This window comes from Rhizobium sp. ARZ01 (assembly GCF_014851675.1).
GTDB lineage: Bacteria > Pseudomonadota > Alphaproteobacteria > Rhizobiales > Rhizobiaceae > Mycoplana.
In genome coordinates this window covers 565796-591919 of sequence record NZ_JACVAE010000002.1, presented here as the reverse complement: position 1 = coordinate 591919, position 26124 = coordinate 565796, and the positions used below count along the sequence as shown (strand labels likewise).

General features: G+C 62.0%; 24 protein-coding genes. 6 read left to right on the top strand and 18 right to left on the bottom strand.

Annotated features, from left to right (window positions below; translation table 11 throughout):
* Positions 1 to 50: 50 nt before the first annotated feature.
* The 6 genes from IB238_RS16995 to mepA all read right to left on the bottom strand — a co-directional run bounded on the left by IB238_RS16995 (position 51) and on the right by mepA (position 6096).
* Positions 51 to 686, bottom strand: coding sequence for a 2,3-bisphosphoglycerate-dependent phosphoglycerate mutase (locus tag IB238_RS16995; RefSeq protein ID WP_192249401.1), 636 nt, complete (start codon positions 684 to 686; stop codon positions 51 to 53).
* A gap of 30 nt (positions 687 to 716) precedes the next feature.
* Positions 717 to 1535, bottom strand: a complete 819-nt coding sequence (gene dapB / locus IB238_RS16990) for a 4-hydroxy-tetrahydrodipicolinate reductase (RefSeq protein WP_192249398.1) — start codon at positions 1533 to 1535, stop codon at positions 717 to 719.
* The gene (locus tag IB238_RS16985) at positions 1532 to 3343 is read right to left on the bottom strand and encodes an ABC transporter ATP-binding protein (protein WP_192249394.1); all 1812 of its coding nucleotides are present in this window, start codon (positions 3341 to 3343) and stop codon (positions 1532 to 1534) included. The genes dapB and IB238_RS16985 overlap by 4 nt, the downstream gene beginning before the upstream one ends.
* Positions 3344 to 3456: 113 nt before the next feature.
* On the bottom strand, positions 3457 to 4482 hold the full coding sequence (locus IB238_RS16980; protein ID WP_192249391.1) for a glucokinase: 1026 nt from the start codon (positions 4480 to 4482) through the stop codon (positions 3457 to 3459).
* A 70-nt stretch (positions 4483 to 4552) separates the two neighbouring features.
* Positions 4553 to 4930, bottom strand: a complete 378-nt coding sequence (locus tag IB238_RS16975; RefSeq protein ID WP_192249388.1) for a methylglyoxal synthase — start codon at positions 4928 to 4930, stop codon at positions 4553 to 4555.
* Between the two features lie 110 nt (positions 4931 to 5040).
* Positions 5041 to 6096 carry a penicillin-insensitive murein endopeptidase gene (gene mepA, locus IB238_RS16970; RefSeq protein ID WP_192249385.1) on the bottom strand — a complete coding sequence of 352 codons (1056 nt, stop codon included), beginning with the start codon at positions 6094 to 6096 and terminating at the stop codon, positions 5041 to 5043.
* Between the two features lie 182 nt (positions 6097 to 6278).
* On the opposite strand from mepA, the gene IB238_RS16965 reads away from it, so the two are divergent.
* The 5 genes from IB238_RS16965 (at position 6279) to IB238_RS16945 (ending at position 13147) form a co-directional block, all read left to right on the top strand.
* Complete coding sequence (locus tag IB238_RS16965; protein WP_192249382.1) at positions 6279 to 8132, top strand: extracellular solute-binding protein; 1854 nt, start codon at positions 6279 to 6281, stop codon at positions 8130 to 8132.
* A gap of 148 nt (positions 8133 to 8280) precedes the next feature.
* On the top strand, positions 8281 to 9363 hold the full coding sequence (locus IB238_RS16960) for a microcin C ABC transporter permease YejB (protein ID WP_192249379.1): 1083 nt from the start codon (positions 8281 to 8283) through the stop codon (positions 9361 to 9363).
* Positions 9363 to 10508 carry an ABC transporter permease gene (locus tag IB238_RS16955; protein ID WP_192249377.1) on the top strand — a complete coding sequence of 382 codons (1146 nt, stop codon included), beginning with the start codon at positions 9363 to 9365 and terminating at the stop codon, positions 10506 to 10508. The genes IB238_RS16960 and IB238_RS16955 overlap by 1 nt, the downstream gene beginning before the upstream one ends.
* 8 nt (positions 10509 to 10516) lie before the next feature.
* Complete coding sequence (locus IB238_RS16950) at positions 10517 to 12157, top strand: ABC transporter ATP-binding protein (RefSeq protein ID WP_192249375.1); 1641 nt, start codon at positions 10517 to 10519, stop codon at positions 12155 to 12157.
* A gap of 30 nt (positions 12158 to 12187) precedes the next feature.
* Positions 12188 to 13147 (top strand): glyoxylate/hydroxypyruvate reductase A, encoded by a 960-nt coding sequence (locus IB238_RS16945; protein ID WP_192249371.1) that lies wholly within the window; start codon positions 12188 to 12190, stop codon positions 13145 to 13147.
* 12 nt (positions 13148 to 13159) lie between these two features.
* Here IB238_RS16945 and IB238_RS16940 read toward each other — a convergent pair whose 3' ends face one another.
* From IB238_RS16940 to IB238_RS16930, 3 genes are all read right to left on the bottom strand, one after another.
* Positions 13160 to 14014 (bottom strand): NlpC/P60 family protein, encoded by an 855-nt coding sequence (locus IB238_RS16940; protein WP_192249368.1) that lies wholly within the window; start codon positions 14012 to 14014, stop codon positions 13160 to 13162.
* Positions 14015 to 14022: 8 nt separating this feature from the next.
* The gene (locus tag IB238_RS16935; RefSeq protein ID WP_192249365.1) at positions 14023 to 14373 is read right to left on the bottom strand and encodes a MarR family transcriptional regulator; all 351 of its coding nucleotides are present in this window, start codon (positions 14371 to 14373) and stop codon (positions 14023 to 14025) included.
* Between the two features lie 150 nt (positions 14374 to 14523).
* Entirely contained in the window at positions 14524 to 15915 is a 1392-nt protein-coding gene (locus IB238_RS16930) for a M17 family metallopeptidase (protein ID WP_192249362.1), read from the bottom strand.
* A 179-nt stretch (positions 15916 to 16094) separates the two neighbouring features.
* Between IB238_RS16930 and IB238_RS16925 the strand changes: the two genes are divergently transcribed.
* Positions 16095 to 16871: a tetratricopeptide repeat protein gene (locus tag IB238_RS16925; protein ID WP_246723691.1), complete on the top strand. Its 777-nt coding sequence runs from the start codon at positions 16095 to 16097 to the stop codon at positions 16869 to 16871.
* A 192-nt stretch (positions 16872 to 17063) separates the two neighbouring features.
* Here the strand turns inward: IB238_RS16925 and IB238_RS16920 are convergent, their stop codons facing one another.
* From IB238_RS16920 to IB238_RS16880, 9 genes are all read right to left on the bottom strand, one after another.
* A complete protein-coding gene (locus IB238_RS16920) occupies positions 17064 to 18044 on the bottom strand; it encodes a type II secretion system F family protein (RefSeq protein WP_192249357.1) in 981 nt (326 codons plus the stop codon).
* 15 nt (positions 18045 to 18059) lie between these two features.
* Positions 18060 to 19070, bottom strand: a complete 1011-nt coding sequence (locus tag IB238_RS16915) for a type II secretion system F family protein (RefSeq protein WP_192249354.1) — start codon at positions 19068 to 19070, stop codon at positions 18060 to 18062.
* A gap of 12 nt (positions 19071 to 19082) precedes the next feature.
* The gene (locus tag IB238_RS16910; RefSeq protein WP_192249351.1) at positions 19083 to 20555 is read right to left on the bottom strand and encodes an ATPase, T2SS/T4P/T4SS family; all 1473 of its coding nucleotides are present in this window, start codon (positions 20553 to 20555) and stop codon (positions 19083 to 19085) included.
* 36 nt (positions 20556 to 20591) lie between these two features.
* Complete coding sequence (locus IB238_RS16905; RefSeq protein WP_192249348.1) at positions 20592 to 21881, bottom strand: CpaE family protein; 1290 nt, start codon at positions 21879 to 21881, stop codon at positions 20592 to 20594.
* Positions 21882 to 21930: 49 nt separating this feature from the next.
* A complete protein-coding gene (locus tag IB238_RS16900) occupies positions 21931 to 22581 on the bottom strand; it encodes a CpaD family pilus assembly protein (RefSeq protein ID WP_246723711.1) in 651 nt (216 codons plus the stop codon).
* 61 nt (positions 22582 to 22642) lie between these two features.
* The gene (locus IB238_RS16895) at positions 22643 to 24226 is read right to left on the bottom strand and encodes a type II and III secretion system protein family protein (protein ID WP_192249342.1); all 1584 of its coding nucleotides are present in this window, start codon (positions 24224 to 24226) and stop codon (positions 22643 to 22645) included.
* Positions 24227 to 24240: 14 nt separating this feature from the next.
* Positions 24241 to 25047, bottom strand: a complete 807-nt coding sequence (cpaB, locus tag IB238_RS16890) for a Flp pilus assembly protein CpaB (RefSeq protein ID WP_192249339.1) — start codon at positions 25045 to 25047, stop codon at positions 24241 to 24243.
* A 239-nt stretch (positions 25048 to 25286) separates the two neighbouring features.
* On the bottom strand, positions 25287 to 25799 hold the full coding sequence (locus IB238_RS16885; protein ID WP_192249335.1) for a prepilin peptidase: 513 nt from the start codon (positions 25797 to 25799) through the stop codon (positions 25287 to 25289).
* A 130-nt stretch (positions 25800 to 25929) separates the two neighbouring features.
* On the bottom strand, positions 25930 to 26109 hold the full coding sequence (locus IB238_RS16880; RefSeq protein ID WP_192249332.1) for a Flp family type IVb pilin: 180 nt from the start codon (positions 26107 to 26109) through the stop codon (positions 25930 to 25932).
* Positions 26110 to 26124: the final 15 nt, after the last annotated feature.

Sequence of the window (26124 nt, the reverse complement as noted above, 5' to 3'; positions counted from 1 at the left end):
AAAAAGGGCCGCATCAGCGGCCCTTCGCACACGCGGACGACGTGACCGCTTCAATGCGCGCCGGACATGTCGCCCAGCACTTCCTTCGAGGCGACAGTTGAATCCGCGTTCAGCTTGTAGACCATCGGCACGCCGGTCGCGAGATTGAGATTCAGGACCTGTTCCTTCGTCAGCCGGTCAAGGACCATCACCAGCGCGCGCAGTGAGTTGCCGTGAGCAGCGACCAGTACCTTCTCGCCGCGCAGCACCCGCGGCAGGATGTCCGTCAGGTAGTACGGCCAGACGCGCGCACCGGTGTCGCGCAGGCTTTCGCCGCCCGGCGGCGGAACGTCATAGGAGCGGCGCCAGACGTGCACCTGTTCCTCGCCCCACTTGGCGCGGGCGTCGTCCTTGTTGAGGCCGGAAAGATCGCCGTAGTCGCGCTCGTTCAGCGCCTGGTCGCGGATCGTCTCAAGATCGGGCTGGCCGACATTGTCGAGGACAATCTGGCAGGTCTTCTGCGCCCGGATGAGGTCCGAAGTAAACGCGATGTCGAACTTGATGCCGTAGTCGGCGAGCGCCTTGCCGCCGGCATTGGCTTCCTCGACACCGAGCGGCGTCAGGTCCGGGTCCTTCCAGCCGGTGAAGAGGTTTTTCAGGTTCCATTCGCTCTGGCCGTGGCGAACAAGGACAAGGGTTCCGCTCATTGGGTCTTCGCTCCTCGAAGAAGTTGGATGTCAGTTGAGCCCGAGCACGTCGAGCATGGAATAGAGGCCGGGTTTCTTGTCACGCGCCCAAAGAGCGGCCTTCACCGCGCCGCGCGCGAAGATCGACCGATCGGCGGCGCTGTGCGACAGGGTCACCAGTTCGCCCTCGCCGGCCAGAATAACGGAATGTTCGCCCACGACCGAGCCGCCGCGCAGGGTGGCAAATCCGATCGTGCCGGCAACACGCGCCCCCGTATGACCGTCACGAACGCGCACCGCATTTTCGGCAAGGGCGATCCCGCGGCCGCGCGCGGCCGCCTCGCCGAGCAGCAGTGCGGTTCCGGAAGGCGCATCGACCTTGTGGCGGTGGTGCATCTCGACGATCTCGATATCCCAGTCCACCGCGCCAAGCGCGCGTGCAGCCTGTTCGGTGAGCACGCCGAGCAGATTGACGCCGAGGCTCATGTTGCCGGATTTGACGATGCGGGCATGGCGGGCGGCCGCGGCGATCTTTGCATCGTCCTCCGCCGAACATCCGGTCGTGCCGATCACGTGCACGATGCGGGCCTGTGCCGCGAGACCCGCGAACTCAACCGTCGCGGCGGGCGCAGTGAAGTCAAGCACGCCTTCCGCCTCGACGAAGGCCTCGAGCGGCCGGTCAGTCACCTTGACCCCGATCGGCCCGAGTCCGGCCAGTTCGCCCGCGTCCTTGCCGGCAAAAGGCGAGCCGGGACGTTCGACCGCGGCAAAGAGCGTTGCGCCCTCCATCGCGTGGATCGCCCGGATCAGCGTCTGGCCCATGCGGCCACCCGCGCCGACCACGACCAGCTTCATGTCTGTCGCCGTCATTCGCCTGCTTCCTTCTCGACTTCCTGCAGATAGCCGCCTGTCGCCTGCATGTTGTTGAGGCGAGCGTAGAGACCGTCGGGGCGTGCAGCAAGCACGTCGTGCGAGCCTTCCTCGACCACGGCCCCGTCCTGCATAACGACAATCTTGTCCGCGTTGACGATGGTCGAAAGGCGATGGGCGATAACGACGACGGTGCGTCCGCTCATGGCATGTTCCAGCGCCTTCTGGACTGCCTGTTCCGATTCAGTGTCCAGCGCGGACGTTGCCTCGTCGAGAAGCAGGATCGGCGCGTTGCGCACCAGCGCGCGGGCGATCGAAAGCCGCTGGCGCTGGCCGCCCGAGAGGGTTATGCCGTTTTCGCCGACCGGCGTGTCATAGCCCTGGGGCTGCTCCATGATGAAATCATGGGCGTAGGCGTGCCGTGCCGCTGCTTCGATCTCGGCCTCGGTGGCATCGGCGCGGCCGTAGCGGATGTTGTCGCGGATCGTGCCTTCGAACAGGTACGGTTGCTGGGAGACGTAGGCGAGGTTGTTGCGCAGCGACTTTTTCGTGACATGGGCGATGTCCTGTCCGTCGATCAGGATCTGGCCCTCCGCCGGGTCGTAGAAACGCGGGATCAGGCTGATGACGGTCGATTTGCCGGCGCCGGAAGGCCCCACAAGGGCCGTCGTCTTGCCGCCTTCCGCAACAAAGCTGACGCCCTTCAGGATGGGCTTGCTGTTGGCGTATGAGAAGGAGACGCCCCGGAATTCGATCTGCGCCTTGTCGACTTGCAGGGCCTTGGCGCCCGGTCGGTCGCGCTGGTGCGGTTCGATATCGAGAATTTCATAGATCATCCGCGCGTTGACGACGGCGCGCTCCAGCGAGACCTGCAATCGGGCAAGGCGGCGAGCCGGATCGTAGGCCATGAGAAGTGCGGCGATGAACGCGAAGAAGGCGCCGGGCAGGACGCCGCCGTAAATCGCCTGATAGGCGGAATAGCCAAGCACGCTTGCGATCGCTACGCCCGCGAAGGTCTCGGTCATCGGCGCCGTGCGTTCCGAAAGCCGGGCAATCCGGTTGGACCGCTTCTCCGCCTGGTCGATGATACCTTCGACCTTGGCTCGCAACTGGTCCTCCATCGTAAACGCCTTCACGATGGTGATGCCTTGGGCCGTTTCCTGCATGGCCCCGAGAACATGGCTGTTGATGAGGACCGATTCACGCGTGGCGAATTTCAATCGCTTGGAGATGTAGCGAAGACCGAGCAGCAGCGGTGGGGCGACGAGGAAGACGATCCCTGTCAGAAGCGCGTCCTTCGAGATCATCACGCCGATCAGCGCCACGAGGGTGAGGAAGTCCCGGGCGATCGATGTCACCGTCATGTTCAGGACGTCGCGGACGCCGTTGATGTTCTGATTGATTTGCGCGGCAAGACGCGCGGAACGCGCTTCGGTGAAAAAGTCCACGCTCAAGGTCATCAGGTGCGAATAGAGCCTGCGCTGATAGCGCGCGACGATGTTGTTGCCGATCTTGGAAAGGGCCACGGCCTGACCGTAGGTGGCAAAGCCACGCAGGATGAAGGCAAGCAGGATTGCGCCGCAGATCCAGGCGACGAGGTCGGCGCGCCTGTTGGCGAACGCCTCGTTGACGACCGCCTCCATGATCCAGGCGGTAAACGCCGTCGAGCCGGCAACGACGATGAGGCAGAGGATCGCAAACAAGTAGCCGCGAATGTGGTCGCGCCCGTTTTCGGCGATGACGCGCTTCAGGACGCTCGTGATCGTTTCGGCACTGAGGTGACGATCGGTACGGCTCTTGTCGCTCAATAAACCATCTTCCTGCGTTGCACGGCACGCCGCTGATACAAGAGTGCCCGTTGCGGCGCTCTATAGTGCCTCGCGGCCCGTTTGGCGAGTCTGGCGTGCGACAGGAGCGCGGCCTACTTCTGCCAATGCCGCCCTTCGGTGGTGACGCCGAAGCGATCCGGCATGCGTGCGAACGCAGCAAGGCCGGCGAGCGCAGCCATCGGGTGCGTCACGACAAAAGTTGGGATCGAGCGCAGCAATTCGTTGTGCGGCGCCTTGTCTTCGAAGGCGGCGCGGAACTCCGGCCCGCGCAGTGCCGGCAGGATTTTCTGCGAGATACCGCCCGCCAGATAGACGCCGCCCCTGGCCATGAAGATCATCGCCATGTCACCGGCGACGCGCCCAAGGTATGTGGAAAAGAGCGACACGGTCTCGGCCGCCATCTCGTCGGTTCCGGCAAGTGCCGCCGAGGTGACGGCGGCGGGCGTTTCCAGCGATGCTTCCCGTCCGTCCGCCGCGCTGACAGCGTGATAGATGTTCATGATGCCGCGGCCACACAGGAGCTGCTCGGCGGAAATTCGGCCTTCGATCGCTTCGAGGAAGGGCCAGATCTGGTAGTCACGCTCGGTGCGCGGTCCCATGTCGACGTGCCCGCCTTCCCCTGGAACGGGAATCCATGTGCGCTGGGCGTGGACGAGTCCGGCGACGCCAAGGCCCGTTCCCGGGCCAAGGACGGCGCGGGAGGCGGCAAAGCTCTCTTTCCCCCCGCCGATCTGTTCGCGATCGTTGTCCGATAGCGAGGCAACGGCGAGCGCCTGCGCCTCAAAATCGTTCACCAACAGCACGTCCTCGAACCCGAGATTGGCGATCATGTCGCGAGGGCGAACGATCCAGTCACAGTTCGTCAATGGAACCTCGTCGCCCTGGATCGGCCCCGCGAGCGCAAGGATCGCCGAACGCGGCTGGATCGAGGTTGTGTCCAGGATGCAGCGCTGCAGCGCATCGTCTATATTGTCGAACTGAGCGGTCTGGATGACCGGAAATTCCCTTGGTGCGGCAAAGGCGTCGATCAGCAGCGCGAAACGGGCATTGGTGCCGCCGATGTCACCAATCAGGATCGGAAAGGGGAGCGCGATTTCGCTGTCGTTCGACTTTGCCATGGATTCCTGCGTTCCTGCCCGCTGTTTCGTGTCGTGACTGTTTTCGATGCGCAAGCTTGCGCCGCCATTGTCAGGTGCCGGTCGAAACCAGCAACTCGGCCGTAGCACGGTTCAATGCCATCGGTATGTCATAGACGATTGCGAGCCGCATTAAGGCCTTCACGTCCACGTCATGCGGCATCGCTGTCAAGGGATCGACGAAGAAGATCAGCATGTCCACCTCACCGGTCGCAATCAGGGCACCGATCTGCTGATCGCCGCCGAGCGGTCCGCTCTTCAGCCGGGTGACGTTGAGGCCCGGGCAGGCGTCCAGCACCCGACCGCCGGTCGTGCCGGTGGCGAAGATCCGGCATTGGCGCAGCGCCGCCTCGTTGCGGCGGGCAAAGTCCGACATGTCGTCCTTTTTCTCGTCATGCGCGATCAGGGCGATGGTTTGAGGAAGAGACATGGATAGGCTCACTGGGGCGGACATCGGATTTAAATCGATTTGACGGCCTTATACAGGACCGTTCTCTCCTTGAGAAGCCCGCTGCGCATCCCTGTCGGTACCGCGACCCGCTACTGCAGCGATGGGCGCGGCATGGGCACGGGGATGAGACCAGCCGGCTCGGCCGCCGCATCGGCGGCGATCACGGCCGCAATGCCATTGTCGGCGGTTTCCTGCCGGCTGAAAGCGAGGGCTTTGCCGCCGCCATAGGTAACCTCTTGCTCCGAGGAAGGCGCCGCACCGGCAAGCACGACGGCGCACGCCTTCGGAAGGTCGGACAAGGTCGTGACGCGCGGCTTGACCGGCTTCTCGTTTTTCTTCGGTTTCGGCTTGGCCCAGGGTTCGTCGGTGAACCACCAGGCGAGCGACTTGTCGCAGCCGTCGCCAGCCGGCACCGCCGCCTGTGGCTTGCAGCCGGCAGTACCTTGAGGACATTTCATGCGAATGTGGAAATGCTCGTCATGACCGTAGACCGGCCGCACCTTGCCGAGCAGCGAGCGGTCTCCCTGCCAGGTATCGCAGAGCTTCTTCTTGATCGCTGGATTGACGAAAACCCGCTCGACCTGCGGATAGCTCGCCGCCTTCATGACGAGCCGGGCGTGGGTGGAGGTCCATCGGCGCGAATCGACGGTAAGGAATTTGCTCTTGTCGAGCATGGAGGTGAAGGGCAGTTCGTCGCGCTCCTGCGCCGAAAGCCGTCGATCGGGCATCGGCGCGAACCAGATGTCGGCATCGAGGCCGATCTGATGCGAGGCATGGCCCGACAGCATCGGCCCGCCGCGCGGCTGGGAAATGTCGCCCAGCAGCAGTCCCGGCCAGCCAAGCTTCTGCGCATCCTGCGAGAACCGTTCAAGGAGCGCGATCATCTGGGGATGGCCCCAGCGCCGGTTGCGCGACAGTCGCATCGCCTGCCAGGCCGGTCCGTCCGTCGGAATCGCCACCGCCCCGGCAATGCAACCCTTGGCGTAGGAGCCGTAGGAAGCGGCTTCCATCTTGGCCGGCAGGCGCTTGGCCCCGAACAGTTCCTTGGCCGGCCGCTCCTCGGCATGCAAAGGGGTGGCAAGTGCTGCGGCCAGTGCAGCTGCACCTGTCAGGCGGAGAAGGAAGGGCTTGAGCATGGGAGACATTTGATGGCCCAGAATCGGTCGTGACTAACGTTCTTCACGAAATAGCACGGCGCCCTTTCGCGTGAATGAATTTTTGACTGCAGCAAGGGGCCGCAAAAAATCGCCGCTTTGATGGCGGCGTGCCCGGAATTTGTCTAATCTTTCCGGCAAGGGCATTCGCAACACAACAAAAGGGGTTTGGCATGCTACACGGACCGTACAGGTTCTTCTTCGGCTTGATCGTTGCGGCGACGGCCGCCGCCTGCCTGCTCACCCCTGCACGCGCCGAGGATCCAGCCCCGCAATGGCGCCACGGAGTTTCGACTGTCGGCGATCTCAAGTACCAGCCCGGCTTTGCCCATTTCGACTACGTCAACCCGAAGGCGCCGAAAGGCGGTACGCTCCGGCTTTCCAACGACGGCACTTTCGATACGTTCAATCCACTGCTCGCCAAGGGCGAGGCCGCGGCGGGTGTCGGCCTCGTCTTCGACACGCTGATGAAATCGTCCGACGACGAGGTGACCACCTCCTATGGCCTGCTTGCCGAAGGCGTTTCCTATCCGGACGACATTTCCTCTGCCACCTATCGCCTGCGCGCGGAGGCGAAGTGGGCGGACGGGCAGTCGGTGACGCCCGAAGACGTGATCTTCTCCTTTGAGAAGGCGGTCGAGCATGATCCGATGCTGACCAATTACTACCAGCACGTCACGTCCGTCGAAAAGACCGGTGAGCGCGATGTGACCTTCCATTTCGATGAGAAGAACAATCGCGAGCTGCCGCAGATCCTCGGCCAGTTCCCGGTGGTGCCGAAGCACTGGTGGGAGGGCAAGGACGCCGCCGGCAAGCAGCGTGACATATCGAAGACGACGCTCGAACCGGTGATGGGCTCCGGCCCTTACAAGATCGCCTCCTTCTCGCCGGGCTCGGCGATCCGCTACGAGCTGCGCGACGACTATTGGGCCAAGGACCTGAACGTCAATGTCGGCCAGAACAACTTCGGCCGGATCGAATATTCCTTCTACGGCGACCGCAACGTCGAGTTCGAGTCCTTCCGCGCCGGCAATGTTGACTACTGGTTTGAAAACCAGGCAAGCCGATGGGCGACGGGCTACAACTTTCCGGCCGTCAAGGACGGCCGCGTGAAGCGCGAGGAGGTACCCAATCCCTATCGCGCCACCGGCATCATGCAGGCCATGGTGCCGAACATGCGCAAGGAGATGTTCCAGGACGAACGCGTCCGCCAGGCGCTGAACTATGCCTTCGATTTCGAGGAATTGAACAAGACGGTCTTTTACGACCAGTACAAGCGGGTCAACAGCTACTTCTTCGGAACCGAGCTCGCTTCATCGGGTCTGCCCGAAGGCAAGGAACTGGAGATCCTCTACGAATTGAAGGACAAGGTTCCGCCGGGTGTCTTCACCGAGCCCTATGAAAACCCTGTTGGCGGCGACCCCGGAAAGGCCCGTGAAAACCTGCGCAAGGCGGTAGTGCTCCTCAAGGACGCCGGCTATGTCCTGAAGGGCAACCGGATGGTGAAGGCGGACACCGGAGAGCCGCTATCCTTCGAGATCCTGCTCTCCAGCCCGACGCTGGAGCGCGTCGCCGTACCCTATGCCAACAATCTCAAGCGCATTGGGATCGACGCGCGCGTGCGCACCGTCGATCCCGCGCAGTATACGAACCGCCTGCGGTCCTTCGACTACGACATGACCTGGTTCGTCTGGGGGCAGACGCTGCACCCTGGTAACGAGCAGGGCGACTACTGGGGTTCGTCATCGGTCTCTCGCGAGGGATCGCGGAACTATGCCGGCATCGCCGATCCGGCGATCGACGCGCTGATCGATCGCATCATTTTCGCCAAGGACCGTGAGGAGCTCGTCGCGGCGACACGGGCCATGGATCGCGTCCTGCTAGCCCACCACTACGTGGTTCCCATGTACTACCGCATGGCGGCACCGATAGCTTACTGGAACCGGATTACCCACGCCGCGGAGCTCCCTACCTACGGGCTTGGGTTCCCCGACGCCTGGTGGTCAACCGAGGTGAAGCAGGATTGATGGCTTGCTTTGACACGCGGCTGCGCTCCAAATGGCCCCGATACGAATCACCGCCATGGCGGCGCGACACAGCAAGGTACGGTGGATTGAAAGCTAGCAAGGCAACTGACGGCAGCACGGCACATCTGGTGATGCGGAGACCGGACTGATGGGGGCCTACATTCTCCGCCGCCTGCTTTTGATGATTCCGACGATCGTCGGCATCATGGCGATCTCCTTCATCGTCGTGCAGTTTGCGCCGGGCGGACCGGTCGAGCAGGTGATATCCGATCTCACGAGCCAGAGTGGCGGCGATCGGCTGTCCGGCTCCGGCGACATGTTGCAGGATTTTTCGCAGGATTCATCCTCCGGCTATCGCGGCGCGCGCGGTCTCGACCCGGAGTTCATCGCCAAGCTGGAAAAGCAGTTCGGCTTCGACAAGCCGCCGCTCGAACGCTTCCTGACGATGATGGGCAACTATTTGCGCTTCGATTTCGGCGAAAGCTTCTTCCGCAACACCTCCGTCGTCGACCTCATCAAGGAGAAGATGCCCGTCTCGATCTCGCTGGGCGTCTGGATCCTGATCTTGTCCTACGCGATCTCGATCCCGCTCGGCATCAGGAAGGCGGTTTCCGACGGCTCTACCTTCGACGTGTGGACCTCGGGCGTCATCGTTATCGGCTACGCCGTGCCGAGCTTCCTGTTCGGCATTCTCCTGATCGTCGTCTTTGCCGGCGGCTCGTTCTTCGACTGGTTTCCGTTGCGCGGCATCGTCTCCGACGATTTCTGGCAGCTGCGGTGGTGGCAGAAGCCGCTCGACTATCTCTGGCATATGACGCTGCCGATCATCACGCTGCTGCTTTCGGCCTTTGCCACGACGACGCTTTTGACGAAGAATTCCTTCATCGACGAGATCAAGAAGCAGTACGTGGTGACCGCCCGCGCGAAGGGGCTGACGGAGCGACAGGTGCTCTACGGTCACGTGTTCCGCAACGCCATGCTGATCATCATCGCCGGCTTCCCCGGCGCCTTCATCTCGGCCTTCTTCACCGGCTCGCTTCTGATCGAGTACATCTTCTCGCTCGATGGCCTCGGCCGCCTCGGTTATGACGCCGTCGTCCGCCGTGATTATCCGATCGTTTTTGCGACCCTCTATATCTTCTCGCTGATGGGGCTGTTCGTCAGCCTGCTCTCCGACCTGATCTATACCTGGGTCGATCCGCGCATCGACTTCGAGCGGAGGGACGTCTGATGGCCGCCCTTCCCGACACCCGTTCGATGCCGACCAGCACGCCGCCGAAGGGGCTGCTGTCGCCGACGAACCGCCGCCGCTGGGAGAACTTCAAGGCCAACCGCCGAGGGTATTGGTCACTCTGGATCTTCCTGGTGCTGTTCGGTCTCAGTCTCTGCGCCGAGTTCATCGCCAACGATCGTCCGGTCGTCGCCTCCTACAAGGGCGAAATCCTGTTTCCCGTGCTGGTGAACTACCCGGAAGAGAAATTCGGCGGCTTCCTTGCCGAGACGGACTACAAGTCGGATTTCATCCGCGACGAGATCGAGGCGAACGGCTGGATGATCTGGCCGCCGATCCGCTACTCGTATCGCAGCACCAATTCCAACATTCCCCATTCGGCGCCCACCAAACCCTTCTGGCTGATGAGCAAGGAGGAGCGCTGCTCCGGCTATCCGATGGGACAGGATGACCGGGGTTGCATCCTCGGCAACATGAACTGGCTCGGCACCGACGACCAGGCGCGCGATGTGCTGGCCCGCACGATCTATGGCTTCCGCATTTCCGTGCTCTTCGGCCTGGCGCTGACTATCGCCTCGGCCATCGTCGGTGTCAGCGCCGGTGCCGTGCAGGGGTATTTCGGCGGCTGGACCGATCTCTTGATGCAGCGCTTCATCGAGATCTGGTCGTCCATGCCGGTGCTCTACATTCTCTTGATCATCGCCTCGATCCTGCCGCCCGGCTTCTGGATCCTGCTGTCCATCATGCTGCTCTTTTCCTGGGTCGGCTTTGTCGGAGTCGTTCGCGCGGAATTCCTGCGGGCGAGGAATTTCGAGTATGTCAGGGCCGCCCGCGCGCTCGGCGTCGGCAACGGCACAATAATGGTGCGCCACCTCCTGCCCAACGCGATGGTCGCCACCCTCACCTTCCTGCCCTTCATCCTGTCGGGCTCCATCACGACGCTGACCTCGCTCGATTTCCTCGGCTTCGGCATGCCGCCGGGGTCGCCGTCGCTCGGCGAACTGATCGCCCAGGGCAAGCAGAACCTGCAGGCACCCTGGCTGGGGCTGACCGCCTTCGCCATCATGTCGCTGATGCTGTCGCTTTTGATCTTCGTCGGGGAAGCGACGCGCGACGCCTTCGACCCGAGGAAGACCTTCCGTTGAGCGCCGCCATGAACGATCAATACAGAGATCCGATCCTGAGTGTGAAAGACCTTTCGGTCGCCTTCCACCAGGGCGGCAAGACGTCGCTTGCGGTCGATCGCGTCTCCTTCGAGATCGGTCGTGGTGAGGTGGTCGCGCTTGTTGGCGAGTCCGGCTCCGGAAAATCGGTGACGGCGAATTCGATCCTGAAGCTCCTGCCCTATCCGGCGGCGAGCCATCCCTCGGGAACGGTGCTCTTCAAGGGCCGCGACCTGATGAACGCGCCGGACGCCGAGCTGCGCGAAGTGCGCGGCAACGACGTCACGATGATCTTCCAGGAGCCGATGACTTCGCTCAATCCGCTCCACTCAATCGAGCGGCAGATCGGTGAAATCCTCGAGCTGCATCAGGGTTTGAAGGGTCAGCAGGCGCGGACGCGCACGCTCGAGCTCCTCAACCAGGTCGGCATCCGCGAGCCTGAGAAAAGGCTTGACGCCTACCCGCACGAGCTTTCCGGCGGCCAGCGCCAGCGCGTGATGATCGCGATGGCGCTGGCGAACCGGCCGGAACTGCTGATCGCCGACGAGCCGACGACGGCGCTCGATGTCACCGTGCAGGCGCAAATCCTCGAACTTCTGAAGAATCTCAAGGAAGAGCACGGCATGTCCATGCTCTTCATCACCCACGACCTCGGCATCGTGCGAAAGTTCGCCGACCGGGTCTGCGTGATGACCAAGGGACAGATCGTCGAAAGCGGCCCGGTGGAGGCGATCTTCACCAATCCGCAGCATGAATACACGCGCCATCTTTTGGCCTCGGAACCGAGAGGGGCGCCCCTGCCGCCTAATGAAAGCAAGCCCGTCATCATGGAGGCCGACGACATCAAGGTCTGGTTCCCGATCAAGGCGGGCTTCATGCGCAAGGTCGTGGACCACGTGAAGGCGGTCGACGGCATCGATCTGACGCTGAAGGCCGGCCATACGCTCGGCGTGGTCGGTGAATCGGGCTCGGGCAAGACGACGCTCGGTCTGGCGCTGACGCGGCTGATCGCGTCGAAGGGCAGGATCGCCTTCATCGGCAAGGACATCGCCAGCTACACGTTCAAGGAAATGCGGCCGCTCAGGAGCCGCATGCAGATCGTCTTCCAGGACCCTTACGGATCGCTGTCGCCCCGCATGTCGGTGGCCGATATCGTCGCCGAAGGACTGGAAATCCACGAGCCGAAACTCTCCGCCGACGAGCGTGATCGTCGGGTCGCCGCCGCCCTGGAGGAGACCGGGCTCGATCCGGCCACCCGCTGGCGCTATCCGCACGAGTTTTCCGGCGGCCAGCGCCAGCGCATCGCGATCGCCCGCGCCATGGTGCTGAAGCCGGAATTCGTCATGCTGGACGAACCGACCTCGGCGCTCGACATGAGCGTGCAGGCGCAGGTCGTCGATCTCCTGCGCGACCTGCAGGCCAGGCACAATCTCGCCTATCTCTTCATCAGCCACGACCTGAAGGTCGTGCGTGCGCTTGCCAACGACATCATCGTCATGCGTGCAGGCAAGGTGGTCGAGAAGGGGCCGGCGGCGCGCATTATCGAAGCGCCCGAGATGCCCTACACAAAAGCTCTGATGGCCGCTGCCTTCGATCTCGCAGCCGTAAAATCAGACGTCATCCGCCAGTAGCTGGCTTTCCCCAACAGTGCAGGTATGAACGTGCAGAAGAAAAGCCCCGTCATCATCGATTTGAAGTTCGATCGCCAAGAGGTTTCGGCCGCGCTGAAGGGAGCCTTTGCCGACCGCGAAGTGATTGACCTCGCCCTCCCGGCAAACAAAGCACGTGATCTGTCGGGCGTCGATCACGCGGTGGTCTGGAAGCCTGCCGCCGATCTGTTTTCGCGGGCGAAGGATCTGAAGGTGGTTTTCTCGGGCGGAGCGGGCGTCGACCACGTCATGACCCTGCCGGGCCTGCCGGACGTTCCAGTCGTCCGTTTCGTCGACACCACGCTGACGACGCGCATGAGCGAGTGGGTCGTGCTGCAGTGCCTGCTGCATCTTCGTCAATTCAAGGCCTACGAGGCACAGAACAGCAAGCGCGTCTGGCGAGAGCTCGCCCAGCCTGAGGCCAGGGAAGTCACCGTCGGTATCATGGGGCTCGGCGTGCTCGGGACCGACGCGGCGGCAAAACTGCGGACAATGGGCTTTGACGTCATCGGGTGGTCGCGCCGCAAGAAGGAAATCGATGGTATAGAGACATTCGATGCCGCCGGGCTGGACGCGTTCCTTGCCCGGACGGATATTCTCGTTGGTCTGCTGCCGTTGACGGCAGAAACCCGCGGCATCTTCAATGCCCGCCTTTTCTCGAAGCTGCGCCGCAACGGGCCTCTGGGCGGGCCGGTCTTCGTCAATGCCGGTCGCGGTGGCAGCCAGGTCGAGGTGGACATTTTGGCTGCACTCGACAGCGGAGTTCTTGTGGGCGCCTCGCTGGACGTGTTTGAGCAGGAGCCGCTGCCGCTCGAAAGCCGTTTGTGGACGCATGAGAAGGTTTTCGTGACCCCGCATGCCGCGGCGGCTTCAGACGTCAAAGCGCTGTTTGCGCATGTCGAGCAACAGATTGCCCGGTTGGAAGGCGGTCGATCGCTGGAGCACGTGGTCGATCGCACTGCCGGCTACTGATCGGGTCGCGCTTCAGGGCCTGCGGTATCCGTTCGGCTGCTCATAGAGCCAGCCGATCCGTTCGATCGCCGCCTGCAGCCCCTCTCGCGCGACGCTCATCGTGTGGCCGTTGGCATGCACGATGGTTTCCGGATCTTCCATGATCGCAACGTGACCCTTCCAGAACACCAGGTCGCCGCGCCGCAGATCACTACGATCAATCGGCGTGCCAAGGCCGCTGGCCTGCATATCCGAATCGCGCTGGACTACACGGCCGGTCATCATCATCGAGAGCTGGACCAAGCCGGAGCAATCGATGCCGAAGCCACTGCGACCGCCCCACAGATAGGGTGTTTCCAAAAACCGGAGCGCGACCGATACGTAGTCGTCTGCGATCAGCTGGCCTACCGGAACGCAATGGTTCGCCACGACCGATTGGCCGCTCTCCAGGGTCAAATATCGCGTGCCACGGGTCTCGCTCTCGCCGATGACCGATATCCGGCTTCCGAGCGACAAGGAAAATGCCGCCGGTGTGCGCAGGTCGGCACCGGTATAGGCGAAGGTGCGCGGAACGGTGATGACATGCGTCGCAACCTTGTCGGCACCCAGCAGGGCCGCTTCCGGCAGGTAGCCGACATAACCGTCGAAGTCCGCTTTAACCCAGGCCCAACCGTCGGCCCGGTCGAGCACACGCACGGTTTCGCCGTAGAGCAGCTCCGTATCGATGCCCGCCGTCAGATCCGGCCGTGGGCGGAGCCCGATCACAGGGGCGTTGATCCGCGCCGGTGTGCCGGCGGTATAGCGAACTGCATCGACGGCGCCACGTAGCGCTTCCTCGGCAAGATCGGCGCGATAGGCGTTCAGGCGGCGGTCGGGCAAAGCGTTCATAACAGGTCTCACGGGTTCAGCACTCGGCCGCGACGCATGATCAGATCGCCGAGTTTCTCAAGATAGAGCGCACCGCTCAGGGTACGCTTGATGATGACATTGCGCTTGTCGCTTTCGTCGCGTTCGCGCGTCACAAGGCCCTGTTCGCCCATCGTGTCGAGCGCGCGGGTAATGACGGGCTTCGTCACGCCGAGTTTCGCGGCAAGGCCCCGAACCGTGTGTGGCGGCGGCACGAGGTAGATCTCCAGGAGGATTGCAAGCTGGCGCAGGCTCAGGTCGCGTCCGTCAAGCCGCACCTGCTCAAGCGACACGGTATGCCAGAGGCCGAGCGCCTGCGAGGCCGTAAGTTCCACTGGCAAGTCCGACTCCGAAGTGGTGATAGTGTTATCACGCTATCCGATCGTTGCTGGGATGAAAAGGACTTCGCTGTTTGGCCCAATCTGCTGGTCGTGAGAACTGACATCCAAGTAGAGATGCGCGGTGCTGACCACCGCGCATTCCGTCTGTCGTTATCCGGCAAAAGACTTCAGGTGTTTGTAGAGCGCACGGATCGCCTGCGCTTCGCCGCCAATCGGCGAATGTGGCCGTTCGGTCGGGGCCCAGCCATAGATGTCGAAATGCGCCCAGCTCTTTGTTCGCGTCACGAAACGCTTCAGGAACAGGGCCGCAGTGATGGAGCCCGCCATGCCGCCTGCCGGCGCATTGGTCAGATCGGCGATGCGGGCCGAGACGTCCTTGTCGTAGCCCATGTAGAGTGGCATCCGCCACATCGGATCGTCCACCGACAGGCTGGCGTCGACCAGGTCATGCGCCAGGTCCTCGTCGTCGGTGAAGAAGGGGGGAAGATCGGGGCCGAGTGCGACGCGAGCCGCACCGGTCAGCGTCGCCATGTCAATCAGGAGGTCCGGTTCGTCCTCATCGGCCAGAGCCAATGCATCGGCCAGGATCAATCGGCCCTCCGCGTCGGTGTTGTCGATCTGCACCGTCAGGCCCTTGCGGCTGCGATAGATGTCGCCGGGCCGGAAGGCGTTGGAGGAGATCGAATTTTCGACGACAGGCACCAGCACGCGGAGATCGATCTTGAGCTTGGCGTCCATGATCATCAGTGCCAGGCCCATGACATTGGCGGCCCCGCCCATGTCTTTCTTCATCAGCAGCATCGAAGCGGCCGGCTTGATATCGAGCCCGCCGGTATCGAAGCACACGCCCTTGCCAACGAGGGTCACCTTGCGATGCCCCTTCTTGCCCCAGCGCAGTTCCAGCAGGCGCGGTGCCTCGGCAGCGGCGCGGCCGACCGTGTGGATCAAAGGAAAGTTCTCCTTCAGGAGGTCGTCGCCCTGAGCGACCGAAACCTTGGCCTTGTAGTGCGCGCCAAGAGCGCGGAAAGCGTCTTCGAGGGCATCCGGCCCCATGTCATTGGTCGGCATGTTGATCAAGTCACGGGCGAGGAAGACCCCGGCAAGCTGACGCTTGATGTCGACTGCGTCCGCGTCCGCAGGAATCATCAGTGTGGGCGCATCGTTCGTCGCGGCGCGGTAGCGTTCGAAGCGATAGCTGCCGAGGCCGTAGCCGAGCGACAGCCGGTTTGCCGTCAGGGGTGCTGTCTCGATGTGCCAGTCGCCCGCCGGCAATGTGCGTGCGAGCTTGCCGGTCAGAAAGGGCGCCTCGGACGGAGATTTGCCAAGGCCAAACAAGGCTCCACCCAGGTGGCCGTCCTCGGTTGGAATCAGCAGAAGGGAACCGGAATCCCCCTTGAAGCCAGCCTTCCTGGCCCAGTCCAGCGCAATCGGATCGATCGTGCCTGTCTCGATATGGGCTGGCGTGATCGCGAAGATTGGGAGCGTCTTTCCTCCGCGCGTGTTGAACGGAGATGGGCGATCGATGAACTGGTAGGGGGCCATTGCAGAGCCTTTGCGGTGCGATCCGGGAATCAGCGAATTAACGGTCTGTTAGGGTTAACAGATTATTGCTGGCGTGAGGATTGCGGCGTGATTCTTTCGCACACATGCCGCTGCAGACGCCCTGGGGAAAATTCATGCACCGCTCCGCGCACGCAAGTTCTTCTAGCCGAAAACTGCTGATGGCAACCGCAGCGGCGCTGCTGACGGCGACGCTTGCAGGCTGTGCTGGTGCTGGGCGCGATGACCTGAAGACCGGCTCGATACCCAAGCTTTCGAAACCTGTGACCGAAATGAACGCCAGCGAGTTGAGCCGCGCGGCGGAAGGCGTCGGCAAGGCTTACGAAAGGAACCCTAAGGATCGTCAGGCTGGCCTGAACTACGCAAACCTGCTGCGAATGACGGGTCGCAACGATCAGGCGCTTGCCGTCATGCAGCAAGTGGCGATCTTCCATCCGACCGATCGGGAGGTGCTCGCTGCCTACGGAAAGTCGCAGGCCGCAGCAGGCCAACTCGAGCAGGCATTGGGCACCATTCAGCGGGCGCAGACGCCCGATCGTCCGGACTGGCGGTTGAAGTCGGCAGAAGGCGCGATCCTGGATCAGTTGGGCCGCTCGACCGATGCCCGCACCCGCTACCGCGAGGCGCTTGACCTGCAGCCGAACGAACCGTCCGTTCTTTCCAATCTCGGCATGTCCTATGTGCTCGCGCGCGACCTCCGTACGGCCGAGACCTACCTGCGCTCAGCCGTTCAGCAGCCCGGTGCCGACAGCAGCGTCAGGCAGAACCTCGCCCTTACGGTCGGCCTGCAGGGCCGGTTCGAAGAGGCAGAGCAGATCGCCGGGCAAGAACTCAATGTTGAACAAGCCCGGGCAAACGTGGCTTATCTTCGTGGCATGCTTTCGCAGCAAAACGCATGGAAGCAGCTTTCCAAGGATGATGCAGGCAATACGAACTGACAGGTGGGGTGACCCATTCATGCCAGAGTGCCCGCCGATCCCAACTTCGTGCATAACGCCGATGTTCGCGTGACATGTGTTGCCGCCTAACCGTCCGGCCGAGCGGCCTAAACACGCGTCACTCGCCGGTCGACGATGCCGGCTTCGTTGGTTTGCTCAGATGTCACAAGTGAACGCGGGCCGCGGCCGAACTCAGAACGTGTCCGCCACCTGAATTCCGGCTGGGCCAAGGATAACGGCGATCAGAACTGGCAGAAAGAACAGGATCATCGGCACCGTCAGCTTGGGAGGCAAGGCCGCGGCCTTCTTCTCGGCCTCGTTCATGCGGGTATCGCGGCTTTCCTGCGCCAGCACGCGCAGCGCCTGGGCTATCGGCGTACCGTAGCGCTCGGCCTGGATCAGCGCCTGCATCACTGCCTTCACGATATCGAGACCTGTACGGGTACCGAGGTTTTCGTAGGCAACCCGTCGGTCCTGCAGGAAGGAAAGCTCCGCCGTCGTCAGCACCAGCTCTTCGGCAAGCTCCGTCGAGGCCATGGCGATTTCGTCGGCAACGCGGCGCAGAGCCACTTCCATGGACACCCCGGATTCGACGCAGATCAACAGCAGATCGAGTGCATCGGGCCAGGCCCGCTTGATCGACAATTGGCGCTTGGAGACGCGATTCGAAATGTAAATGTTGGGCGCGTAGAAGCCGACATAGGCGCTGCCGATGGCTGCAAGGATGCGGATCGCCATCGGCTTGTCGCCGAGGTAGCCAAGATAGAAGATGTAGAACGCGCCAACGGCAAAAAATACAAACGGCAGGACGAAGCGGGCGAAGAGGAAGATGTTGAGCGCGTTCTGCGACCGGTATCCCGCCTGACGCAGCCGGTTCATCGTTCCGGCATCGACCAGCGCCTCCCGCAGATTGAGCTTTTCGACGATCTGGCGCACGGAGCTGTTGTGCTGGGCCCGTAGCGAGCCCTTGCCTTGGGTTTCGGCATTCAGCCGCGCGCGTTCCCGTGACCGGATCTGGTCGCGCTCCAGCGCGACCGTCTTCATCCGCTTGTCGAGATCGCCTCCCTCGAAATAGGGGGCGGCGAGTGAGTAGATGGTCGCGAGAACCGCGATTGCGACGAAAACCGGCAGCAGATTGTCGGGGTCCGTAAGCGTGGCGGCCAGTTCTGACATTGCGGCCATTCCCTCTCAGATATCGAAGTTGATCATGTTGCGCATCACCAGGATGCCGATGGACATCCAGATGGCTGAGCCACCGAGAATGAGATGGCCACGCGGGTCGGTGAAGAGGATCATCATGTAGTCAGGCGACGTCAGGTAAACGAGAAGCATGACGATCAAAGGCAGGGCACCGATAATCGCAGCAGACGCCTTTGCCTCCATCGACATCGCGCTAACCTTAGCCCTCATCTTGCGTCGCTCACGCAGAACGCGGGAAAGATTGCTGAGGGCCTCGGAGAGATTGCCGCCCGCCTGGCTCTGGATAGCAATGACGATGGAGAAAAAGTTGACTTCCTGCAGGGGGATATGGGTGACCATGCGGGCGCAGGCCTCCGGTATGTTCATGCCCATCTGCTGCGATTCGACGACACGGCGAAATTCCGACTTGACCGGCTCCTGACCTTCCGCAGCGATCAGGCGCAGAGCGTCGGTGAGCGGTAGGCCCGACTTGATCGACCGCACCATTACGTCGAGCGAATTTGGAAACTCCTCCAGGAACTTATTCATGCGCCGTTTCACGCTGAAGTTCAGGGCCCAGCGCGGAAGGCCGAGACCGGCGACGACAAAGAGGCCGGCTGCAATGACCAGCGGGGCGCCGGCAACGAGTGATGCGACCATCATGAAGAGGCCAAAGGCAATGCCGACCAGCACAAACTGCGTCGGAGTGATGGAGAGGCCCGCCTGCGACAGTTTAGCCTTGAGATTAGGCGAGGCTTTTTTGTGACGTTCGGCCTGCTTCTTCTCGAGCTCTTTCAGTGAATCCTGGACTGACTTGCGCCGCTTCGTCATCTCCTGCATGCGTTCGCGTGCTGCCTTGACCTTGATCTGATCGGTTTCGGCAGCTTTCACCCGGTTGACGCGGCTTTCGGCCTTTTTCTCGGTTTCGATGCGCGAAAAGAGCAAGCCGTATCCAAGGGCGCCGGCGGCCAGGGCCGCCAGGGCGATGATCGCGACGATGGTGATATCCAGTCCGAACATCCTAAACCTCGGTTATTCCGGTTTTTCCATCATGTCGAGCGTTGCCGCTAGGCGCCGTTCTTCGTTGAAATAGCGTGCGCGGTCCCAGAAATGCGGCTTGCCGATGCCGGTGCCGACATGGCGGCCGATGATCCGGCCATTCGCATCCTCGCCCTCCATCTCGAAGCGCATCAGGTCCTGGGTGACGATCACGTCGCCTTCCATGCCGACGACTTCGGTGATGTGCGTGATGCGACGGGAACCGTCGCGCAGGCGTGAAGCCTGGATGATGACGTCGATCGAGCCGGCGATAATCTCGCGCACCGTCTTGGCCGGCAGCGTATACCCCCCCATGGCGATCATCGATTCCATTCGGCTCAGACATTCGCGGGGGGAGTTGGCGTGGATCGTCCCCATCGATCCGTCGTGGCCGGTGTTCATGGCCTGCAAGAGGTCGAACACCTCCGGGCCGCGCACTTCGCCGACGATGATGCGCTCGGGCCGCATGCGCAGGCAGTTCTTGATCAGGTCACGCATGGTGATCTCGCCCTCGCCCTCGATGTTCGGCGGGCGGGTTTCGAGGCGGACCACGTGCGGCTGTTGCAATTGCAGTTCGGCGGAGTCTTCGCAGGTGATCACCCGCTCGTCGGCATCGATGTAGCGTGTCATGCAGTTGAGCAGCGTCGTCTTGCCCGAACCGGTGCCGCCCGAGATGACGAGATTGCAGCGCACGCGCCCGATGATCTGCAGGATCGTTGAGCCTTCCTGCGTGATCGAACCGAAGCGCACGAGCTGGTCGAGCGTCAGCTTGTCCTTCTTGAATTTGCGGATGGTGAGCGCGGTGCCGTCTATGGCGAGCGGCGGGGCAATAACGTTCACACGCGAGCCGTCGGGCAGGCGGGCGTCGCAAATCGGGCTCGACTCGTCGACGCGTCGACCGACCTGGCTGACGATGCGCTGGCAGATCGACAGCAACTGGGCATTGTCCCGGAAGCGGATTTCCGATTCCTGCACCTTGCCTCCCACTTCGATGTAGGTCTTACCCGCGCCGTTCACCATGATGTCGGCGATATCGTCACGTGCAAGCAGCGGCTCCAGCGGACCGTAGCCGAGAACGTCGTTGCAGATGTCGTCGAGCAGTTCTTCCTGCTCGGAGATCGACATCGCAAAGTTCTTGATCGTGATGATGTCGTTGACGATGTCGCGGATTTCCTCACGCGCGCTCTCGGTATCGAGCTTGGCGAGTTGCGACAGGTCGATCGTATCGATCAGTGCGGAAAACACCTGCGACTTGGTGTCGTAGTAGTCCTCCGTCCGCGGCGAACGCTTGCGCCCGATTGGTGAGGGCTGGTGTGGCGGCGGTGCGGCAACTGCCGTCTCCCGGATGGGTTCGACGGTAACCGTTGCGGCTGCGCGCTCGGCGGGCGCAGACACCGGCGCGGCCTGTGGCGCATGGCCGGCCGGGCCGCCCTTTCCAAAGCCTTCGTTTCCGCGTCTACCGAACATGCCGTTTCATCCAGTTTTCCAGGCCCCGGCGGGGCATCATTTGCGGCCGAGCATGCCCAGCACCTTGCCGAGCCCGCCCTTCTTGGGCTTTTTGACGGTTGCCCGTCCCGTTACGACGTGCGCAATTTGCGAAAACGTTTCCGCCGCAGGGGACTTCTTGTCCATCTCGGCAATCATGCGTCCGCTGTTGGCGGCTGTCCCGAACAACTGCGCATCGAAGGGAATGATCGCGATCGGCTGGATCTCCAGCGGATCGCAAAAGTCGCTGGGGGCAATCTCTGGTCGCTTTGGCATGCCGACCTGGTTGAGGATCAGGTGAGGGGGGCGGTCGTTCGGCCGCAGCTTCTTCAACGCGTCGAACATGTTCTTGGCATTGCGCAGGTTCGCAAGGTCTGGCACGGCGGTCACGATGACTTCGTCGGCCTCGCCGAGCAAAGTGCGCGTCCACTCCGACCATGCATGCGGCACGTCGAGCACGTTCACCGGGGCGCTGCGCTGCAAGACCTCGATCATCGGCTGGAACGAACCACGTTCGAGATCATAGGCCCGGTCGAGCATCGAGGGTGCCGCGAGCAGCGACAAATGTTCGGAGCATTTCGAAAGCAGCCGATCGAGGAAGACCTCGTCCAGCCGCTCGGGTGTGTAGACCGCTTCGGCCATGCCCTGTGGCGGGTCCTGGTCGAAATTGATGTTGGCCGTGCCGTAGGGCAGGTCGAGATCGGCCAGGATGACTTCCGTCGAAAACAGGTTGGAGATGCCCCAGGCGCAATTGTGCGCGATCGTCGAAGATCCAACCCCACCCTTGGCACCGATAAAGGCGATTGTACGGCCGAGCGGTTCGGCCTCGGGATCGATGAAGATTGCAGCGATTGCATTGAGAATATCGGCCATAGAGACCGGTGCGACCAGATACTCCGATACTCCGTTTCGAATGAGGTCCCGGTAGAGCGCGATGTCGTTGTAGTGACCGACGATCACCACCTTCGTGCTCGGGTCGCAAACCTCGGCAAGCGGTGCAAGCTCGTTCATCAGCGCGGACGGCTCGGTCTGCGTCTCGATGACAATGAGGTTCGGCGTCGGGGCGGAGGCAAACATGTTGGCGGCTGCCGGTATGCTGCCGCTATTGATGCGCAGGCTGACCTTCGCCATGCGACGATCGCTTGCACAGCGCTCCATCGCCTGCAGCATGCCCTCGCTCTCACAGAAGGCATGGATCGAAATGCGCGGCAACGGGCGCAGGTGGTCGAGTTCGCCGGCGTGCCCGCCTTCGTCGAGGAAGGCGTCGGACGGCTGCCGCGCCTCAATGCCGTAGTCGATACTCGTCATCGTGAAGTCCTATCCTTGTCCGTCAGGTCGACCGCTGCGACCCGTTCCGTCAGAAACTCGTTCCGTCTTCGCGATAGTCCTGGATGGCTGTGGCCCGCCGTTCGGCATCGATTGGCGTCATGCCGCGCGGTCCGACGAGATCCATCGGGTTGGCGATTTGTGCTGCGAGATTGGCCTGGGTCGCACAGCCAAAATTGTAGTACTGCTTGTTTTCCATCGTGTTCAGCGTCAGGTCTTCCGGCCACTGGCCACAGGTATTCGTCTTTGCGGTGGTCGAGACGAAGGCGAGCCGAATCGGGGCGGCGTCGCCCTGGCCGGCAGCCCCGTATGTGGTCTGAATGATGCGCTTGCTCGGCACACCCGCGCCAACGAGCGTTGCGCGGACCTCTTTGCGCAGTGCCGCGGCGGCACCGGCGTTCATCGAGCCCTGCGGGACCATGATCTGCACCGTCCCCTTCGACTTCGACGCGTAGTCCTGGGCAAAGCCGCGAATGTTATCGCGCACTGACAGCGTCAGCGATCGATCGCCCGAGGCGACGGGGATGTCCAACGTGTGCTCGGCTTCAGTCAGGACAATCGGATGCCGGGTGCGATAGTCGTCGGGGATCGACGCGGTCGTCGTGGCGTCGCGATTGGCACAACCCGTGACCAAGGCGGCCGAGAGCACGAGCGCAGCCGGAAATATGCGGGTGAGCGGCATGGGGCGGAGCCTTTCGAAGGGACCCTTGGAGTGCGTGCGTGCGGTCATGTCCGTTCCCCGATCACTTGTAGATGAAGCCGACTGCGCCGGCGTAGTTTCCGGACGGCATCCCGGCCTCCTTGCGGCCGTAGATCTGGTTGACCCGGCCAAGGAAGAAGCTCGCGGCGTCGTTCGTCGGATTGAAATTGTCATCAGGCCTGTTCAGCTCGCTGCGGGCAACCGGTCGAACGAGATAGGGGGTGGCGATGATGACCATTTCGGTCTCATTGCGCACAAAGTCTTTGGACCGGAACAGCGTACCGAGCACCGGTATCTTCGATAGTCCCGGATAGCCCGACATGGCCTGACGGATGTCCTCCTTGACAAGACCGGCGATCACGATGGAACCGCCAGAGGGAAGCTCGACACTCGTGGAAGCCTCACGCCTCCGGATCGACATCGTGGTGACGGCGGGCAAGCCAAGTTGGTCGTTGTGTGGAAATTTGAATGCGTCGAGGCCCCGCTGAATGATACCGCCGGTGTTGGTGGTCCCTTCGAATGTGGGTTCGGATACCTCGGTTTCGACACGCAGACTGATACGGCCGGCTGAAAGCACGACGGGCTTGAAGTTCAAGCGGATGCCATACTCGATCTCCTCGTTCGTGCGCTTGATTTTGTTATCTTCCGAGTCGATCTCCTGCTCGACGGGGCGCCAGAATTCGCCACCGACATAGAAGCTCGCAGCTTCACCCGAGATGGCTGTCAGGCTGGGCTCTGCGAGCGTTCGCATGACGCCCGCTTGTTCCATCGCATTGACGTAGGTCGCAATGTTCAGGCCGCCAACCGTACCCTTCAGCGCGGTGTTCGTGGTCCAGTCTATGGCGCCACCCAGATTGGTCGGGTTGCGGAAGGCAATACCGCCGTCCGTGCCGCCGATCGACCCGCTGAAACCGAGCTGCTTCAGTACCTGACGGCTGACCTCGGCCACGGTGATTTTTAGCGTGACCTGGTCTTCGCCGTCGATCTTCAGCATGTTGACGACCTGCGAGCGCTGGCGCTCCTCGCCGAAGATCGCGGCATCGCCGTTATTGCCCTGGGCGGTCACCGTGCGGGTCGTCGCCTCACCGCCGGTGAGGAAGATGTCGGCCAGGCGCGCGGCTTGCAGCGCATCCTGCGGCGTACGCACCGTACCGGTCAACACGATGTTGTCCGAGATGATCTCGACGGAGATATCGGAGTCCGGAATGAACCGGCGCAGGTGGGCTTCCAAGCCAGTAATGTCGCGTTCGACGGAGAGCTCGAGGCTGACGATTTCTTCGCCGTTCGGGCCGAAAATAAAGACGTTCGTCTGGCCGACTTCCTTGCCGAAGATGTAGATGCGCCGTGACGTACGGGTGACAGCATCGGCCTTCATCGGGTCGGCGACGAGGATATCGTGCGCGTCGGCCGGCAGGTCGACAACTATCGCCTTGTTCAGCCCGAGCTTTAGAGACTTGCGCGCACCCGGTCCGGCGTTGGTGATGCGTACGAGCGAGACCGAAGCCGCCTCTGCGCGGTCGATGGCACTTCCACCAGTCAATACCGCTCCCGGCATGCCCGAGAAAGCAAGGCAGAAGGTCATCCCGCCGGCGACAGAAGCCCGAAATCTCTTTCCGAATCGACGCACGTTGCGCTCCTGCTTCATTGGTTGGCGGCGGGCGAGTTCGACTTGACGATCTCGCCGGATTTGATGACCTGGATGATCGGCGCGCCGTCACCGCCACTCAAAAGATGATCCGCGGCCTCGGTATCCTGTTCCTGCGCATCGGCGACGCTTCGCAGCGCCAGTTGCAGGCGCTCGGCCATTTGCTGGGCAACGGTGATAACCTTGGCCTGGTCGGGGGTTAGCTCGAGCGTTGCCGTCGTGCCGACGACGGTCTTCGACCCGTCGTCCTTCTCCTCGATCTGCTGGTCGATCGCCAGCACCCGCACATTGTTCAGGATGGTTTCGGTGATCTTCATATCATCGTCGCCCTGGCGGACCATGATAACGTCGACCCTGTCGTTCGGCAGGATGAAGCCGCCGGCACCTGTCGCGACGGAAATTTCTGTCGAGACGGCCCGTTTACCGGCCGGAAGCAACGACGACATGATCTTGCTGTTCGAATCGGCAACCTTTTCCTGGCGGATCGGTTCACCTTTGAAGATCGGCATGCGCACGACCGCGCCGTCGAGTTTCTCGACCGCGTCGGGTCGGTTCTGATCGGTCATGAAGCCCTCGGCGACGCTGTTCTCCGGCCAAGCATTCCAGCCGAGCGAATCGGCGTTCAGCCGGGAACCAACAGGGAGGCTTTGGGTTGCGACCAGCACGTTGACCGTCGGCTCGCGCTCCACCACCGGCTCGCTTTGAACCACGGATTTTCCGCGGGCGAGCTGCAGGGCGAGATAGCCTGCGCCGCCGGCCGAAAGGACGGCCACTGCCAGAATGATGATTCGCGCCGGTTTCATGGTTGGCCCCTGGACGTGCGGAGATGCGTAACGTCACATTGACCATCAATTGGTGTATTTATGGTTAATAAGTTGCTTAAGGACTTGGTTAACGGATCGTTTCCGGTGGGCTAGAATCAGGCTGCAACGGCCATGCAATCAAATGTGAATGGATCGCATTTGCGTTGCTGCGCAATCACCTCGGCTCGACTTGCGGAATTGGCGGGACGAAAAGCGTCAGGGCCGCAGCCGGCTGCTTTTCAACGGAAACTGGCCAGCGCGGCTTGCATGAGCGGCGATGAAGGGTAGGCGAAGAAGGCCGCAATGCCGATAGCGATGCCGTAGGGTATCTTTTTGTGCGTCAGGAGGTGATTGGGAACCGGCAGGCCCGAGGCCAGGATCGTGTTCGTGTGGCCACGAAGCGATAAGATCGCAAGCGTGAGTATGCCGCCGAAGAAGGATACGTAGATGAGGTAGACGACCAGAGACGGCGTCAGGCCGAACCACACTGCGCTCGCCGTCAAAAGCTTTGCGTCGCCTCCGCCCATGACGTTGATTGCGAAAAGCCCGAAACAGACGCCGAATACGACCAGCCCAGCAGCCAGATGCAGCCCGATCTGCGCGAGGGGCAGGCCGGCAAGCGGAGCGATCAGTAGGAAACTGGCGAGAAGAATCGCGGAGATGCGATTCGGGATGGTCATGGTGAAGAAATCGGAGAGAGCGGCGATCGCCAGGCACAGCGGAAATATGACAAAGATTGCTGCTGCGGTCACGGCCTTCTCCCATAGTCTAAATTACCGAACGGTGAATACTTGGACGTAGTTTCGGCATTTCCGTATGATGTTCAAATAAAATGAACCGCCTCTTACGAGGCGGCTCACATCTCAATCTCTAAGGCGTGCCTTAAGGCTTCGCCGTGTAGTCCATTTCCTTGGAAATCTCTTTGAACTGGTTGTCCAGTGCGCCGCCCAGCATACCTGCGCCGGTGATGAGGGCGACGGAGATGAGGGCCGCGATCAGGCCGTATTCGATGGCGGTCGCGCCGGATTCGTCTTTCAGGAAGCGAGCGAAGATCTTGGTCATGGGAATTTCTCCTAA